The organism is Bradyrhizobium sp. S69 (assembly GCF_009766005.1).
Lineage (GTDB): Bacteria > Pseudomonadota > Alphaproteobacteria > Rhizobiales > Xanthobacteraceae > Bradyrhizobium.
In genome coordinates, this window is sequence record NZ_LMUK01000023.1 from 73,852 (window position 1) to 89,576 (window position 15,725).

Consider the following 15,725-nt stretch of genomic DNA (forward strand, 5'->3'; position numbering starts at 1 on the left):
AGAGACGACAGCATCTCGACGTCGTCCTGGCGAACGAGGCTGTGAAATTACCCCGGCCGTCATCCTGAGGAGCGCGCCCTTGCGCGCGTCTCGAAGGATGGCCGCAAGCACCGAGCTGAACACCATCCTTCGAGACGCGGCCAAGTGGCCGCTCCTCAGGATGACGGTTCCGGTGTGTCCCCGCGTTCGCCGGGACGACAAAATGTCACCGCTCGACGAACGCCTTCTCGATCACGAAATGCCCGGGCGCGCTGGTGTTGCCTTCGAGCAGGCCGCGCGCCTCGAACAACAGGCGCAGTTCTTCCAGCATGCCGGGGCTGCCGCACATCATGATCCGGTCGGTCTCGATATCGAGCGGCGACTGACCGATATCGGCGAACAATTGCTCTGACGTGATCAGGTCGGTGATACGGCCGCGATTGCGGAACGGCTCGCGGGTGACGGTCGGGTAATACACCAGCTTCTCGCCCAACAGCGGCCCGAACAATTCATCGTCGCGCAACCGCGCCACCAGCTCTTCGCCATAAGCCAATTCGGAAACCTGCCGGCAACCATGCACCAGCACGATGGTCTCATAGCGGTCGTACACCTCGGGGTCCTTGATCAGGCTCGCGAACGGCGCGAGGCCCGTTCCGGTCGACAGCAACAGCAGGCGTTTGCCGGGGATCAGATTGTCGGCGACCAGCGTGCCGGTGGCCTTGCGGCCGACCAGGATGGTGTCGCCCTCCTGGATCCGCTGCAACCGCGAGGTCAGCGGCCCGTCGGCAACCTTGATGCTGAAAAACTCGAGCTGCTCTTCATGATTGGCGCTCGCCATGCTGTAGGCGCGCAGCAAGGGACGGCCATCGACCTCGAGGCCGATCATCGCAAATTGTCCGTTCAGAAAGCGAAAGCCGGAATCGCGGGTCGCAGTGAAGCTGAAAAGCGTATCGGTCCAGTGCCGGACAGCAAGAACCTTCTCTCGATGGAACGCGCTCATGTGTTTGGTTTTTCCGTTTTGGCTCAAGGTAGAACGATTCTGTCGCCCGGCCTTCAACCAGACGAAAACCCCTGAAATATCGGGAGATTTGTTGTGTGACCTACGCCAACAACAGAGATAGTCAACACGCGTTGGCGCGCAATTGCGGGCTCAAAATGGCAGTCGGTTTATTTTGCCGGATGGTTCGTCGCGAGCCGCATCGACGCGCAATTAACTTGCCAAAATCGGCGTCAATCCGACTATTAATTATTGGCGAGCCTGCGCAAGACAGCGCTTTTAGAGCTATACCAAACCAACTTTGAAAGCGGCCTCGGTGGCCGGACAACGGATCGGCGATGCTCACGAACCGGCGAATATTTGTCGATGCCTTGAGAAAATATTGCGCCGAACGCGAGATCGCGATCGACGTGAAATCCGACGGCTGGCTGATCGTGATGCAGGGCGGCGACAAGCGGCGCTGCGCGTTTGGATATGACATCGGACTGAACAGCGCGGTGGCGCACCGCATCGCCAACGACAAGGCGGCAACGGCGGAAGTGCTGGAAATGGCCGGAATCGCCTGCGTGCCGCACACGCTGTTCCTAAGCCCGGAGATGAACGAATACGTATCCCAGCCGGGATCGTGGGAAGCGATGCTGCGGCTTCTCGACGCCAACCCGCAAGGCATCGTCGTCAAGCCGAACGAGGGCACCACCGGCGAATCCGTCTTCCTGGTGAAAACCAAACCTGCGCTTGAGCTTGCGGTCAGCCGGATATTCGCTTCGCATCTTAGTCTTGCGATGTCGCCCTATCTGGATATCGAAGACGAGGTGCGCGTGGTGCTGCTCGACGGCGATGCCATCGTCGTCTACGGCAAAAATCGACCTTCGATCGTGGGCGATGGCCAGCGCTCGCTGCTCGAGCTAGCGCTCGCCGCGACCCCGGCCGCGCGGCGCTCGACCGTGCTGCCCGGCATGATCGCCGACCTCGATCAAGCCGAGTTGGACTTGATCCTGCCGTCCGGCCAACGGCGTGTGCTGAACTGGCGTCATAACCTCGATTCAGGGGCGCACCCGACGCTGCTGAACGAAGGAAAAATCCGGGAGGCCTGCGCCGAGATCGCGATCCGGGCCGCGAAAGCCATCGATATCAGGTTCGCGTCGATCGACGTGGTCCAGGTCGACGGCGCCTGGCAGGTTCTCGAAATCAATTCGGGCGTGATGATGGAAGCCCTGAGCAGGGCTCACCCCGAGCTGGTTTATGCCGCGTATCATGCGGCCCTGGACAGACTGTTTCAGTGACCGCTTTAACGGCTCGTTAACCATACCGGGACGATGGTCCGCATCATGCTCGAGGAGCATCGCATGAGCGACACGCCAATCATCAGTTCGTCGGGCCCTTCTTTCCTGGCAACCCAGACCGCCAAGCTGAGCAAGGCCGTCGGCGACGCCAAGAACAGTTTTGCGACCGCGCTAAACCGGGCTGAAGTCACCATCGGGGTCAAACCCAAGGCAGGCTTCACCAGCGGCCCGACCTATCAGGCGACGACCTTGGCCGGCCAGACCCAGGCCGCCGTCAACAACACCATCAACGCGGCAAAGTCGGCACTCCACATCAAGTAAAGTAGAGGCCGACTGAAAGTGAACCATTTTCGTCATGGCCGGGCTCGACCCGGCCATCCACGTCTTTCTTGCTCAATTGCAACGAAGACGTGGATGCCCGGCACAAGGCCGGGCATGACGAGCTTTGCCGAAAGTTGCTTGATTCTGTCGCCCGGGTTCTAAGCCAGCCTCAGCTCTGCATTTGCAGCAGCGACGACATCAGGCCGCTGCTCAGCGTTGACGATGGATTGCTGCCGCTGGGGCCGCCGGCGCCGGCCGTCCGATTCTGCGTATATTGACTGACGGCCTGCTGGAATGACGTGCCCGCGGAAGAAGCCGATTTGGATTTCGGCTGCGGTGGCGGCAATACGCTAGCGGTGCTCTTGCTGTTATTGACGGCTGCGGTCATGACGTCGTCCTCCCGAGGCGAGAAGCAGGTTTCGTTAACCTGTTACGAAATTATGGTTAACCGGCGGTAAATTGGCGCAGCGCCTCGCGAACTTGCGCGATCACCCCGCCCCACTCCCGGCCATCGGACTGGCGGAACAATCGCGCGGCCGGATACCAGGGACTGTCGTCGCGATCGAGCAGCCAGCGCCAATCCGGCGCATGCGTCAGTAAAATCCACGCCGGCCTGCCCAACGCGCCGGCGAGATGGGCGACGCTGGTGTCGACGGATATCACGAGATCAAGCTGGGAAATCAAAGCCGCGGTGTCGGAAAAATCGCCGAGATCGCCGCCGAACTGGCGCACATGGCAGCTCGTCAGCATCTCGGTCTCGCCCGAACGAACTTCCTTTTGCAGGCTGACAAAGCTCGCGTCGATGTCCAGCAGCGGCAACAGATCGCGCAAGCGCATCGACCGCTCGCGATCCCTGACATGTTTCGGATTACCGGCCCAGGCAAGCCCGATCCGCAAATGGCGTTTCGGCCCGAGCAAGCCGTTCCAATGATGCAGGGCTTGCTCCGGCGCGCGCAAATAGGGCGCATTTGAAGGAATCGTCTCGAGCCAGGTCTTGAAGGCAAGCGGCAGGCTGGGAAGCGGACACTGGACGTCGAAATTCGGCAGTGCATCGCCCTTGGCGATGATTTGCGCGACCCCGGTGAGCCCCTTCATCAGCGCGCAGAGCGGCGCTTCGACTTCCATCACGACACGCGCGCCGCGTGCCGCGACCAGCGGCACGTAACGGCAAAACTGAATCGAGTCGCCAAATCCCTGTTCGCTGTACAGCAGGATGGTCTTGCCGGCGATATCTTCCCCGAACCAGTGCGGCTGCGCAAAATGGCGCTCAGTCAGTCGCGCGGCCGGAGCCTTGCGGCGCCACTCATACTCCGTCCAGCCGCCTTCGAAATCGCCGGTCACGAGGCTCGCCAGGCCCTTGAAGAAATGCGCGTCGGCATAATCCGGGCGCAACGCCAGCGCGCGGTCGTAACTCGCCAAGGCTTCGTCGAACCGCTTCAGGTCGTAGAGCGTGACGCCGCGATTGGCGTACGCCTCGGCGTAATCCGGCCGCGCCGCGATCGCCGAATCATGGCTCGCCAGCGCGTCTTCGAGCCGCCGCAGTTTGCGCAAGGTGACGCCGCGGTTATTGAGCAAAGCAGCATCGCCGGGCCGGGCGGCGACCGCATCATCATGGCTCGCCAGCGCCTCGTCATATCGCGCGAGGTCGTGCAGCACGACACCGCGATTGGTCAGCGCCTCGACATTATCGGGCTCGAAGGCCAGCGCCTGCTCGAAACTCCGTAGCGCCTCGTCGGAGCGGCCGAGATCGTGCAGCGCGGCGCCACGATTGACGAGCGCCTCAGGATTATCCGGATGCAAGGCGACGGCGCGCTCGAAGCTCTGCAAGGCCTGATCGGGTTTCTTCTGGTCCTGCAACGCGGCGCCGCGGCCGATCAGGGCCTCGCGATAATCCGGACGCAAGCTTAGCGCGGAATCAAAACTGGCGACGGCCTCGTCGAGCCGCTTCAGCCTGTGCAAGGTCACGCCGCGATTATAGAGCGCCTCGGCGTGGTGCGGTTGCAGGTTGAGCGCGCCATTGTAGCTGGCCAGCGCCTCGTCATGCCGTTGCAGCCTGCCCAGCGCATTGCCGCGATTGCTCAGCGCGTCGGCATTGTCCGGCCGCAGCGCAATGGCGCGATCGTAGTTGGCGAGCGCCTCGCCGAAATGCCCGAGCTCAAAATACACGATGCCACGATTGACCAGCGCCTCGGCGAAATCCGGCCGCAGCGAGAGCGCAGCGTCATAATCTGTCAGCGCCTCGGCGTGTCGCCCGAGCGCCTGCAAGGCGATGCCCCGGTTGTTGCGCGCCTCGGCATAGTTCGGACGCAGCGTCAGCGCGCGGTCGTAACCCGCCAACGCCTCGTCGTGGCGCTTCAATTCATGCAGCATGCCCGCGCGATTATTGATCACCTCGACATAATCCGGCTGCAAGGACAGCGCGCGATCATAGCTTTCCAACGCCGCACCGTAGCGTTTCATCGCCTTCAGCACCGCGCCGCGATTGCTCCATGCCGCGACAAGATTTGGCTGCAGCGCCAACGCGCGCTCATAGTTGGCGAGCGCCTTGTCGGTCCGGCCCAGCGTCGTGTCGATCACGGCGAGCAGGTTGAAGGCGGCGGCGGAACTGGGATCGGCGGACACGATTTTGAGACACATCTGCTCGGCCTCGGCGAGTTTTCCGGCGGTATAGGATTTCAGCGCGAAATCGAAAACCTCCGAGACGGTCAGGGATACGGTCGTCATGCGAGTGCCCGCGGAGCCAGAATGCGCGAGCTGTATCTGACTCGCGCGGCCGCTGGCCAGCGCCAATCGGTCCAAAAGGTGGCCGGCGCCGAGCCGTCCAGCCGGAACCGGATGTATCTAAGGATGGCACTGGGGCGAGGCGCCGCTAGCGCATGATGATCCTTGATTCGATCGGCGATTTCCCTTCACCTCTCCCGTTGGGAGAGGTCGGCGCCAACGGGTCGCGCGAATGCTCGCCCGATGACAGGCTCCGCGCCGGGTGACGGGTTAGGACCTCTCGTTGGGTATAAGAACCCTCACCCGATTTGCTTCGCAAATCGACCTCTCCCCGCCGGGGAGAGGTGAAGGACAGCGCGCGGACAGCTCCGGCTCAATCTCATCTCAGCCGGCGCTAGTTCGCGCCTTCGCTGTCGTCGAGCACCTTGAAGGCATCCTCGAGCTGCGGCGAGATCGCCACGTCGAGCTTCTCGCCGGTCGGCAGCCGGGTGAGGAACCACTTGTTATAGAGCGGAATCAGATCGTGATTGGTTCCGAGCTTGCGGAACGCCCGCTCCACCACCGCGGTGAATTGCGGCTCGCCCTTGCGGTACATGATGCCGTAGGGATCGTAGGACAGATAATCGCCGGTGACCTTGAACTTGTCCTGCGATTTGTGCCGCGCGATCAGGCCATAGAGCAGGATGTCGTCGGTCGCGAACGCATCCGCCTTGCCGTCCACCAGCATCTGGTAGGATTGCTCGTGATCCGGCGACACCACGATATTGAGCGCCAAATTGAACTTCTTGTCGATGGCGTGCATGGCCTGCTCGTTGGTGGTGCCTTTGGTCACCACCACGATCTTGCCCTGCAAATCCTTTGGCGCGGAAATCGTCGAGGCCTTCGGCACCATCAGCTTGGTGCCGGCGACGAACATCAAGGGCGCGAACGCCACCTGCTTGGAGCGTTCCGCATTGGCCGTGGTCGATCCGCATTCGAGATCGATCTTGCCTTGCACCACCGCCGGAATGCGGTCATCCGACGTCACCTTGACGTAGTCGATCTTCAGGTTGGAATCGTCGACCTCGGCGCCGATCTCATCGACGATCGCCTCGCATAATTCGAGGCTGTAGCCGATCGGCCGGCCCGACGGGTCGATGAACGAAAACGGCGGCGAACTCTCGCGGTAGCCGAGATGCACGACATGCGTGCTCTTGATAGTGGCAAGCGTCGGGCTCAGCCCCTCACCGCCACCGGTCTGGGCCGCCGCGGCCGTCGTCAGCAGCAATCCTGCCAACAACAAGCCGGCGGCCCGGATCGGTCTCCCCCTTATCTGGCGCATGCATCGTTCCCCTCAATGGCCGGCCATCGCGGGAACTTCGCCGGGGATCAAGTCCGACGGTACGGCATCGTCGGGGCCGAGCGCATGCACGGGCGCAAGCTCACCCTCCCACTTTGCCACCACCGAGGTCGCCAGCGAGTTGCCGATCACGTTGGTGGCGCTGCGTCCCATGTCAAGGAACGTATCGATACCCATGATCATCAACAGGCCGGCCTCGGGAATGCCGAACTGGCCAAGCGTCGAGGCGATCACCACCAGCGACGCACGGGGAACGCCGGCGACGCCTTTCGAGGTGATCATCAAGGTCGCCAGCATCGCGAACTGGGTGCCGAGCGACATTTCGATGTGATAGGTCTGCGCGATGAAGATACTGGCAAAGGTACAGTACATCATCGTGCCGTCGAGATTGAACGAATAACCGAGCGGCAGCACGAAGGCCGATATCCGCGACGAGGCGCCGAACTTGTTGAGGCCCTCCAGCGTCTTCGGATAGGCGGCTTCCGAACTCGCGGTGGAGAACGCGATCATCAGCGGTTCGCGGATCAGCCGCAGTAAATAGGCGTATCGCGGCCCGATCACGATGAAGCCGACGATGACCAGGATGCCCCACAGCAGCATCAGCGAGAAGTAGAAGCCGCCCATGAAGACGACGAGCTTCCACAATACCAACAGCCCGTTCTTGGCGACCGTCGCCGTGATCGCCGCCCACACCGCGATCGGCGCGAACAGCATCACATAGCCCGTCACCTTCAGCATGACATGGCCGAGATCATCGATCAGTGAAAGCAACTGCTTTGAGCGCTCCGGCAGCGCGCCCAGCGCCACCGAGAAGAACACCGCGAACACCACGATTTGCAGGATTTCGTTCTGCGCCATCGCGTCCGCGATCGATGTCGGGATCAGATGGGTCAGAAATTTTTCGATCGAGAAGGCCGATGTCGGCAGGCCGGTCGAGGCCGCCTTGTCCGGCAAGGTGCCGGGGAAATTGGCGCCGGGTTGCAGCAGGTTGACCATCACCAGGCCCAGCAGCAGCGACACGAACGAGGCGCTGACGAACCAGCCCATGGTTTTCGCGAAGATACGACCGAGACGCGCGCCGCCGCCCATATGGGCGATGCCGCCGACCAAGGTCGCGAACACCAGCGGCGCGATGATCATCTTGATCAGACGCAGGAACAGCATCGCGATCAGGTTTACGTCGGCGGCGATGTCTCCCCTGGTATCGGGAAGATAATTGAAGATCAGCGCGCCCATCACGATGCCCAGCACCATCGCGATCAGAATATATTGCGTAAACCTGTTGGACATTCTCTTACCCCCGTAAGTTCCAAGCAGCGATGAGTTTGGCAGATTTTACTTTCGACGCAACCGGCTTCGTCAACGCGTCAGGCGGCGGCGCGGCGTGCTGGCATGCCAGCACAACCGAAATGTTCCCGTTGTGGATCGAGCCGCCACGGATTAGCGTCATGCGCAGCGCACAATGTGGGCAGGTTGGGCGTCTTGTGTGCGCCTTCTGCATCAAAGAACGACATCTCTGGGAGGGGAACGCCATGAACGCCACCGTCAATCGTCAGGTTTTGCTGGTCGAAAAGCCCACAGGAAAGCTCGGCCCCGAGCACTTCAAGCTGGCCAACGCAGCGATGCCTGAACCCAAAGACGGCGAGGCGTTGCTGCGGGTGCGTTATATTTCGCTCGACGCCGCCAACCGGGCCTGGATGCATGGCGCGACCTACCGCGCTGCGGTCGAGCCTAACACCGTGATGGCCGGCGGCGGCATCGCCGAAGTCGTCGTATCGAAAGCGCCGGGTCTCGCGCCGGGCGATCTCGTGTTCGGCGACACCGGCTGGCAGGACTACGCGGCCGTTCCCGCCAAGCACCTGACCAAGATGCCGAAGGTCGAGCCGTTGACGCATCTGCTCAGCGTCTATGGCATCGCAGGGCTCACCGCCTATTTCGGGCTGCTCGACGTCGGCAAGCCCAAGGCCGGCGAGACCGTCGTGGTCTCGGCGGCGGCGGGATCCGTCGGATCGATCGTCGGCCAGATCGCCAAGATCAAGGGCTGCCATGTGATCGGCATCGCCGGCGGCAAGGATAAATGCGACTGGCTGACGTCGAAGCTCGGCTTCGACGCCGCGGTCGACTACAAGGATGGCGCGGTGTTCAAGGCGCTGCGGGCCGCCGCTCCGAAGGGCATCGACGTTTATTTCGACAATGTCGGCGGCGACATTCTCGAGGCTTGCCTGGCGTTGATGAACAATCGCGGCCGCATCGCCTGTTGCGGCGCGATCTCGCAATATGATGGTGTGCCGTCGGCCACCGGCCCGCGCGGCGTCCCCGGCCTGATCGTGGTGAAACGCCTGATCATGCAGGGCTTCATCGTGATGGACTACATGGAGCAGCGCGGCGAAGCCCTGTCCGACCTACAATCATGGGTCGCCTCCGGCAAACTGAAAGTCCAGGAGGACGTCATCGACGGCCTCGAGAACACGCCGAAGGCGCTGATCGGATTGCTGGCGGGTGAGAACCGCGGCAAGCGGATGATCAAAGTGTGACACTCGCCGTCCGCCGACGATAACAAATTGCTTGCGGCGGAAACGGAAACGGAAAAAGATACGGGCGAGCAAATTTTAGCTCGGCCGGCTATTTTAAATATCATTTTGGTTGAAGCGGCGGCTCGCAGCCAAGCCGCTCACAGCACCGGACAGCGCAAGGGCGCGGCCGGGACAAGGATTTGTTCAGATGGTGAGGGTGTCAGCACACGCCACAGCGCTTTGGGCAATCGTGGCAGTTACGGCATTGGCAACGGCTTTCCCGGCGTTTTCGCAAGCGCCGACCGATGCGCAGCGCAGCGCGATCCGCTCCGCATGCCGCTCGGACTATATCGCGCATTGCTCCAGCGTCCCACCGGGCGGCATGGCGTCATTGCAATGCCTGCAAAAGAACATGTCGAGCCTTTCTTCGAGCTGCAAGGCCGCGGTCAACGCGATAGAAGCGCCGGCCGAACCCAAAGCTGACGCCAAACCTCCTGAAAACAAGCCTCCTGAAAACAAGCCTCCTGAAAACAAGCCTCCTGAAACCAAGTCTGAAGCCAAACCCGAGACGAAGTCCGAATCCAAACCGGAAGCCGTGCCCGCGGAGAAGCCGGCCGCCGCGACCGCACCAGCACCTAAGGCGGCGACGAGCACCACGGGCAAAAAGCCGAGCAGTGCCCAGGCGGCCGCGATCCGCAGCGCCTGCCGTTCCGACTACATGGCACATTGCGCCAGTGTGCCGACCGGAGGCGCCGCGGCACTGAACTGCCTGAAGCAGAACAAATCAAAACTCTCGGCGAACTGCCAGCAAGCCGTCAATGCGGCCGGCGGCGGTGCTGCATCCGGTGCAGCGGCCGCGCCCGCAGAAGGCGGTGCGCCCGCGCAAGGTGGTGCTGCCGCCGATACGGCGACCGCGGCTCCGGACGCCGCGCCCGTGGCCGCGCCGCTGGTGTTGCGGCCGATGCGGCCGCGCGAGATTCTATTCGTGTTGCGCTCGGCCTGCGGCGGAGACGTGCGCGCGCTATGCGCCGACGTGCCGCCCGGCGGCGGTCGCATCGTGCAATGCCTGGCGGCGCAGGCGGCACAGCTTTCGCCGGCATGCCACGACGTATTGGGCTCGTTCGCGCAATAAATCTCAGCGCTGCTGCGAACACCGGTGCTGCGCCGCAGCGCATGAACTCGGCCGGGTCCGGAAGATATTTCCTCTGGCGCCGCCGGCCGGCGGCGGTTAGGGTGGCCCTAAATAAACAGTATACTGTCGATCTGGGAGGACAGCAGCCGTGCGTATCGCCGTCATCGGCGGAGGACCGGGAGGCCTCTATTTCGCTTATCTTTGGAAAAAGCGGCATCCCGACGCCGTCCTCGACCTGTTCGAACAAAACCCCGCCGGCGCCACCTGGGGCTTTGGCGTGGTGTTTTCGGACCAGGCGCTGGAATTCCTGCGCGCCGACGATGCCGAGACGGTCGATGCGATCACGCCACGGATGGAGAGCTGGGAGAACATCACGCTCTATCTCCGTGGCGAAGCGGTCGCGCTCGATGGCGTCGGCTTCTCCTCGATCGGCCGGCTCGAATTATTGACCATCCTGCAGCAGCGGGCATCCGCCGTCGGTGTCACCCCGCGCTACGACACGCTGGTCCAATCCGTCGACGACCTGAAAGGCTATGATCTGATCGTCGCGGCCGACGGCTTGAATTCACTGGTACGCCGCGGCTTCGAGGGCGATTTCGGCACGTCGCTGTCCTATTCCTCCAACAAGTTCGCCTGGTACGGTGTATCGAAGCGCTTCGAGACGCTGTCGCAGACCTTCGTCAAGACCGAGCGCGGCGCGTTCAACGCGCATCACTACCGCTATTCATCCTCGATGAGCACATTTCTGGTCGAGTGCGACCGCGCCACCTGGGAGGCTTACGGCTTCGCCTACAAGGACGTCGATCAATCCAAAGCCGTTTGCGAGGAGGTGTTCGCGGACACGCTCGGCGGCCGCCCGCTGCTCTCCAACAAATCGGTGTGGCGCAATTTCCCCTGGATATGGAACGAACATTGGTCGTTCAAGAATATGGTGCTGATCGGCGACGCGCTGCATTCGGCGCATTTTTCGATCGGCTCCGGCACGCGGCTTGCGATCGAGGACGCCATCGCCTTGGTCAAGGCGCTGGAGACCGAAGCCCATGTGACGACCGCGCTCGCCCGCTATGAGGCCGAGCGCAAGCCGATCGTGAAGAAGCTGGTGACCGCGGCGCGCACCAGCGCCGACTGGTACGCCAAATTCCCCGAGCACATGAAGCTCGATCCGGTGGATTTTGCCTACAGCTACATCACCCGCTCCGGACGGATCGACGATTCGCGGCTGCGCGCGATGTCGCCGGGCTTCATGGCGCGCTATGAGGCGTCGAAAAAGGATGCCGGCCAACCATGACGAACGAGATCATCGATCAGGTACCGTCGAACTGCCCGGGCGCGCGCGAGATCGGCTTTGTCATTCCGCAAACCTACAATGCCAGCCGGATCCTGTTCGACAACCTAGGCCAGGGCCGCGGCGAGCGGCTGGCGCTGATCGGTCCCGGTGGCACGCGCAGCTATGCCGAGCTCTGCGCCGACGCCTGCCGATGGGGGCACGCCTTTCGATCGCGGGGTCTTGCGCGGGGCGATCGCATCCTGATGTTCCTCGACGACACGCCGGCCTATCCGGCGGCCTTTTTCGGCGCGGTGCGCGCCGGTTTTGTCCCCTTGTTGATCAACACTCTGACGCCGCCGGACCTCCTGCAATTCTATCTGTCGGACTCCGATGCGTCCGTCGCCGTCGTCGATTCCGGCTTTTGCGCCCGCTTCGACGCAATAGCGTGCAAGGATACCAAACTGCGCACGCTGGTCGTCGTCAACGGCCCGGTCGCCGATCACGCCGCGCCCAACGCCATTGCCGCCGAGAACTGGCTCGCCGATTTTGCCGCCGATCTCGCCGAGGCCGACACCGACCGCGACGAGATGGCGTTCTGGATGTACTCATCCGGCTCGACCGGGCGACCCAAGGGCATCGTCCATCTGCAGCACGACATGGCCTATAGCGAACAGGCTTTCGCGCGCCACGTGCTCCAGCTTGGGCCCGACGACATCTGCTTTTCGGTGCCGAAAATCTTCTTCGCCTATGGCTTCGGCAATTCGATCACCTTTTCATTTTCGGTCGGCGCCGCGACCTTGCTGCTGCCCGGCCAGCCCAAGCCATCGGCGATCTTCGAGGCGATCGAGCGCTTTCGCCCCACGGCGTTCTTCGGATTGCCGACGCTCTATACCTCGCTGACCAAGGCGGACGGCGCGGCGGATACGGATTTCTCGTCGCTGCGCCTCGCGCTTTCCGCCGCCGAAGTGTTGTCCGCCGATGTCTTCAACGGCTGGAAGGCGCTGACTGGTCTCGAAATCGTCGAAGGGCTGGGATCGACCGAGGCGCTGCACATCTATCTCTCCAACCGGCCTGGCAACAAGAAACTCGGCGCCGCCGGACTGCGCGTGCCCGGCTATGAAATTTTGCTGAGGGACAGCGACGGTCGCGACGTCGGCGACGACGAGGAAGGCATCCTGTGGGTGCGCGGCGATTCCAACACGCCACTGTACTGGAACCGGCCCGATAAATCGGCCGAGACCATCCGCGACGGCGGGTGGATTTACACCGGCGACCGCTTCGTGCGCGACCGCGATGGCTTTCACTTCTTCCGCGGCCGCGCCGACGATCTGGTAAAAATTTCCGGCCAATGGGTCTATCCGCTCGAGGTCGAGCTGTGCCTCGCCGAACATCCCGATATCCGCGAATGCGCGGTGTTCGCGGCACAACTTCCGGATCGGCGCATGACCTTGAAGGCCGTGGTGGTGATGAACGGCCGGACCTTCGAAGCAACTGAGACCACCAGGCGGCTGCAGGATTACGTCAAGGCAAAATTGCTCCCTTACAAATATCCGCGCGAGATCGCGTTTCTCGACGAATTACCGAAAACCGGCACCGGCAAGATCGACCGCCAGGCGGTGATGCGGATTTAGCGGCGTCGCCACACACTCACCGTCGTCCCGGCCTCCGCGCCGGGACCCATACGTCGTGTCGCCGCGATTAACATCGCGCGTTGCAACATTTGTCTACAATCACAAACGCCGGGGGTTATGGGTCCCGGCGCAAGGCCGGGACGACGAGAGGTTTTTTTCTACCGCCCGCGAGCCCCTCGACCCATCACCCCGATTTCCTGAAATGCTCCAGCGCGTCTTCGGCGCGCAGCGGCACCCGGGAGGCTTCGTTGTTGAGATCGACCAGTTGCGTCATCAGCGCCAGCAGCGTCTTGCGATCGGCCGGCTTGAGCGGTTGCAGCATCCTGGCCTGGGCACGGTCGACCGACGGCATGATGTCCCGCAGCAGCGCGGCGCCGGCTCTGGTCAGATGCAGCAGCTTGACCCGCTTGTCCTCGGCCGCCGGCCTGCGCTCGATATAGGCCTTGGTTTCCAGCCGCTCGATCACGCTTCCGAGCGTCGAACGATCGAACGCGATCACGGCGGAAAGCCGCGTGGCGTCGATGCCGGGATGGTTGCGGATCGCGACCAGGGCTGCATATTGCACCGGCGTCAGGTCGCAGGTTTTGCATTCCTCGACGAAGATCGCCACCGCGATCTGCTGCATCCGGCGAAACAGATAGCCCGGCGCGGTATAAACCGCATCCATCGTGATCGGCGAATCCTTGGCATGGGGCGTCTTCGCCGTGGCGGGCTTATTCGGCATCGGGCTGCCGATCGGGTGCGGCGTCGGCGAACGCCTTGATGTTCCGTGCCGCGGCTTCCGCCTTCAGCAGGCGCGGAAACGCCGCGAGATCGACGCCGAAGCGCCGGGCATTGGCGAGCTGCGGCACAAGGCAGAGATCGGCAATCGTGGGCAAAGCTCCGAAGCAAAATGGACCGGCCTCGCCTGCGATCAGCTTTTCGCATGCGGTGAGGCCCTCGCGGTTGGCCCATGCCGCCCACTCCGTCACCTGGGCCTCGGCCAGGCCAAGCTGGCGCAGCCGGGCCAGCACTTTCAGATTCTGCACCGGGTGGGTGTCGCAGGCGACCACAAGCGCGAACGCACGGACCTTGGCGCGGCGCAGCGGATCCTTTGGCAATAGCGGCGGCGCAGGATGGGTTTCATCCAGCCATTCGATGATCGCGAGCGACTGGGTGAGGACCGTGTCGTCGTCTTCCAGCGTCGGCACCAGCCCTTGCGGATTGATCGCCAGATAGGCCGGCGCGCATTGTTCGCCCTTGCGAAGGTGGTGGGCCAAATGCTCCGCGCTGAGGCCTTTCAGGTTCAGCGCGATGCGCACCCGATAGGACGCGCTGCTGCGGAAATAGCCGTGCAGCTTCATCGGAACCTCCCTGACGTCTTCTGGTTGTTTTCGTTGCGGCATTGACGCTACCTACTTTGTCAGTATGCTGTCAATAATTCGAAAAGCGAGACATTCGGGAGGCTCTGCATGGAAGCCGTAGCGAAGACCCCGGAACGCGAAGCGTTCTACAAGAAGATCGACGGCGAAAATCTATCGGCGCTGTGGAACGTGATGGGCGACCTGATCACGCCGGAGCCGAAGAGCGCCTGCCGGCCGCATCTGTGGAAGTTCGACGCGATCCGCGACTACATGACCGAAGCCGGCAAATTGATCACCGCCAAGGAAGCCGAGCGGCGGGTGCTGGTGCTGGAAAATCCCGGACTTCGCGGCCAGTCGAAAATCACCACCTCGTTGTTTGCCGGCGTGCAGATGGTGATCCCCGGCGACGTCGCGCCGGCGCACCGGCACAGCCAGTCGGCCTTGCGTTTCGTGCTAGAAGGCAACGGCGCGTTCACCGCGGTCGATGGCGAGCGCACCGCGATGGCGCCCGGCGATTTCGTCATCACGCCGTCGATGACCTGGCATGACCACAGCAATCAGACTTCCGAGCCGATGTTCTGGCTCGACGGGCTCGATATCCCGATGGTGCAGTTTTTCGATGCGTCGTTTGCCGAAGGCGCCAACGAGGATCAGCAGAAAATCACAAAACCCGACGGCGACAGCTTTGCGCGCTACGGCCGCAATCTACTGCCGGTCGACGGCAAGCGCGCCTCGAAGACCTCGCCGATCTTCAACTATCCCTATCACTACACCCGCGAGGCGCTGGAGCAGGCCAAGACCAAGGACGAATGGGACGCCTGCCATGGCCTGAAACTGAAATTCTCCAACCCCGAAACCGGCGATTTCGCGATGCCGACCATCGGCACCTTCATCCAGCTGTTGCCGAAGGGTTTTAAGACCGCGCGCTACCGTTCGACCGATGCGACGGTGTTCGCCGCGATCGAAGGCCGCGGCCGCACCCGGGTCGGTGAGCAGACCTTCGAGTGGGGCCCACGCGATCTGTTCGTGGTGCCGAGCTGGCAATGGGTCACCCACGAAGCCGACGAGGATTCGGTGGTGTTCAGCTTCTCGGATCGGCCGGTGCAGCAGAAGCTCGACCTATTCCGCGAGGACCGCGGCAACGCGTGAGGGGCACTTCTCCCCTCCCCAACCCTCCCCCGCAAGGGGGGAGGGAGCTC

The 15,725-nt window shown here is 62.6% G+C and carries 15 protein-coding genes; 8 read left to right on the forward strand and 7 right to left on the reverse strand.

Annotated elements, in window-relative coordinates:
- Positions 1 to 205: 205 nt before the first annotated feature.
- Positions 206 to 979, reverse strand: a complete 774-nt coding sequence (locus GSQ88_RS07610) for a ferredoxin--NADP reductase (RefSeq protein WP_159006771.1) — start codon at positions 977 to 979, stop codon at positions 206 to 208.
- Positions 980 to 1,314: 335 nt separating this feature from the next.
- Here GSQ88_RS07610 and GSQ88_RS07615 point away from each other — a divergent pair, with 335 nt between their 5' ends.
- Positions 1,315 to 2,259: an ATP-grasp domain-containing protein gene (locus GSQ88_RS07615; protein ID WP_159006772.1), complete on the forward strand. Its 945-nt coding sequence runs from the start codon at positions 1,315 to 1,317 to the stop codon at positions 2,257 to 2,259.
- A 63-nt stretch (positions 2,260 to 2,322) separates the two neighbouring features.
- Positions 2,323 to 2,580: a hypothetical protein gene (locus tag GSQ88_RS07620; protein ID WP_159006773.1), complete on the forward strand. Its 258-nt coding sequence runs from the start codon at positions 2,323 to 2,325 to the stop codon at positions 2,578 to 2,580.
- Between the two features lie 169 nt (positions 2,581 to 2,749).
- On the opposite strand, the gene GSQ88_RS07625 is transcribed toward GSQ88_RS07620, so the two are convergent.
- From GSQ88_RS07625 to GSQ88_RS07640, 4 genes are all read right to left on the reverse strand, one after another.
- A complete protein-coding gene (locus GSQ88_RS07625) occupies positions 2,750 to 2,968 on the reverse strand; it encodes a hypothetical protein (RefSeq protein WP_159006774.1) in 219 nt (72 codons plus the stop codon).
- A 56-nt stretch (positions 2,969 to 3,024) separates the two neighbouring features.
- On the reverse strand, positions 3,025 to 5,304 hold the full coding sequence (locus GSQ88_RS07630; RefSeq protein ID WP_159006775.1) for a tetratricopeptide repeat protein: 2,280 nt from the start codon (positions 5,302 to 5,304) through the stop codon (positions 3,025 to 3,027).
- Between the two features lie 391 nt (positions 5,305 to 5,695).
- Positions 5,696 to 6,622, reverse strand: a complete 927-nt coding sequence (locus tag GSQ88_RS07635) for an amino acid ABC transporter substrate-binding protein (protein WP_159006776.1) — start codon at positions 6,620 to 6,622, stop codon at positions 5,696 to 5,698.
- 12 nt (positions 6,623 to 6,634) lie between these two features.
- The gene (locus tag GSQ88_RS07640; protein WP_159006777.1) at positions 6,635 to 7,930 is read right to left on the reverse strand and encodes a dicarboxylate/amino acid:cation symporter; all 1,296 of its coding nucleotides are present in this window, start codon (positions 7,928 to 7,930) and stop codon (positions 6,635 to 6,637) included.
- Positions 7,931 to 8,172: 242 nt separating this feature from the next.
- Here GSQ88_RS07640 and GSQ88_RS07645 point away from each other — a divergent pair, with 242 nt between their 5' ends.
- The 5 genes from GSQ88_RS07645 (at position 8,173) to GSQ88_RS07660 (ending at position 13,183) form a co-directional block, all read left to right on the forward strand.
- Positions 8,173 to 9,174: an NADP-dependent oxidoreductase gene (locus GSQ88_RS07645; RefSeq protein WP_159006778.1), complete on the forward strand. Its 1,002-nt coding sequence runs from the start codon at positions 8,173 to 8,175 to the stop codon at positions 9,172 to 9,174.
- A gap of 27 nt (positions 9,175 to 9,201) precedes the next feature.
- Complete coding sequence (locus tag GSQ88_RS36075) at positions 9,202 to 9,636, forward strand: hypothetical protein (protein WP_349628208.1); 435 nt, start codon at positions 9,202 to 9,204, stop codon at positions 9,634 to 9,636.
- 112 nt (positions 9,637 to 9,748) lie between these two features.
- Positions 9,749 to 10,285, forward strand: a complete 537-nt coding sequence (locus tag GSQ88_RS36080) for a cysteine rich repeat-containing protein (protein ID WP_349628209.1) — start codon at positions 9,749 to 9,751, stop codon at positions 10,283 to 10,285.
- A 148-nt stretch (positions 10,286 to 10,433) separates the two neighbouring features.
- Positions 10,434 to 11,573 carry an FAD-dependent monooxygenase gene (locus tag GSQ88_RS07655; RefSeq protein WP_159006780.1) on the forward strand — a complete coding sequence of 380 codons (1,140 nt, stop codon included), beginning with the start codon at positions 10,434 to 10,436 and terminating at the stop codon, positions 11,571 to 11,573.
- Complete coding sequence (locus tag GSQ88_RS07660; protein ID WP_159006781.1) at positions 11,570 to 13,183, forward strand: benzoate-CoA ligase family protein; 1,614 nt, start codon at positions 11,570 to 11,572, stop codon at positions 13,181 to 13,183. The genes GSQ88_RS07655 and GSQ88_RS07660 overlap by 4 nt, the downstream gene beginning before the upstream one ends.
- A gap of 184 nt (positions 13,184 to 13,367) precedes the next feature.
- Here GSQ88_RS07660 and GSQ88_RS07665 read toward each other — a convergent pair whose 3' ends face one another.
- Complete coding sequence (locus tag GSQ88_RS07665; protein WP_159006782.1) at positions 13,368 to 13,907, reverse strand: MarR family winged helix-turn-helix transcriptional regulator; 540 nt, start codon at positions 13,905 to 13,907, stop codon at positions 13,368 to 13,370.
- Positions 13,897 to 14,526: a maleylacetoacetate isomerase gene (gene maiA, locus GSQ88_RS07670; protein WP_159006783.1), complete on the reverse strand. Its 630-nt coding sequence runs from the start codon at positions 14,524 to 14,526 to the stop codon at positions 13,897 to 13,899. Before maiA ends, GSQ88_RS07665 begins: the two co-directional genes overlap by 11 nt.
- 108 nt (positions 14,527 to 14,634) lie before the next feature.
- Between maiA and gtdA the strand changes: the two genes are divergently transcribed.
- Complete coding sequence (gene gtdA, locus GSQ88_RS07675; RefSeq protein ID WP_159006784.1) at positions 14,635 to 15,675, forward strand: gentisate 1,2-dioxygenase; 1,041 nt, start codon at positions 14,635 to 14,637, stop codon at positions 15,673 to 15,675.
- Positions 15,676 to 15,725: the final 50 nt, after the last annotated feature.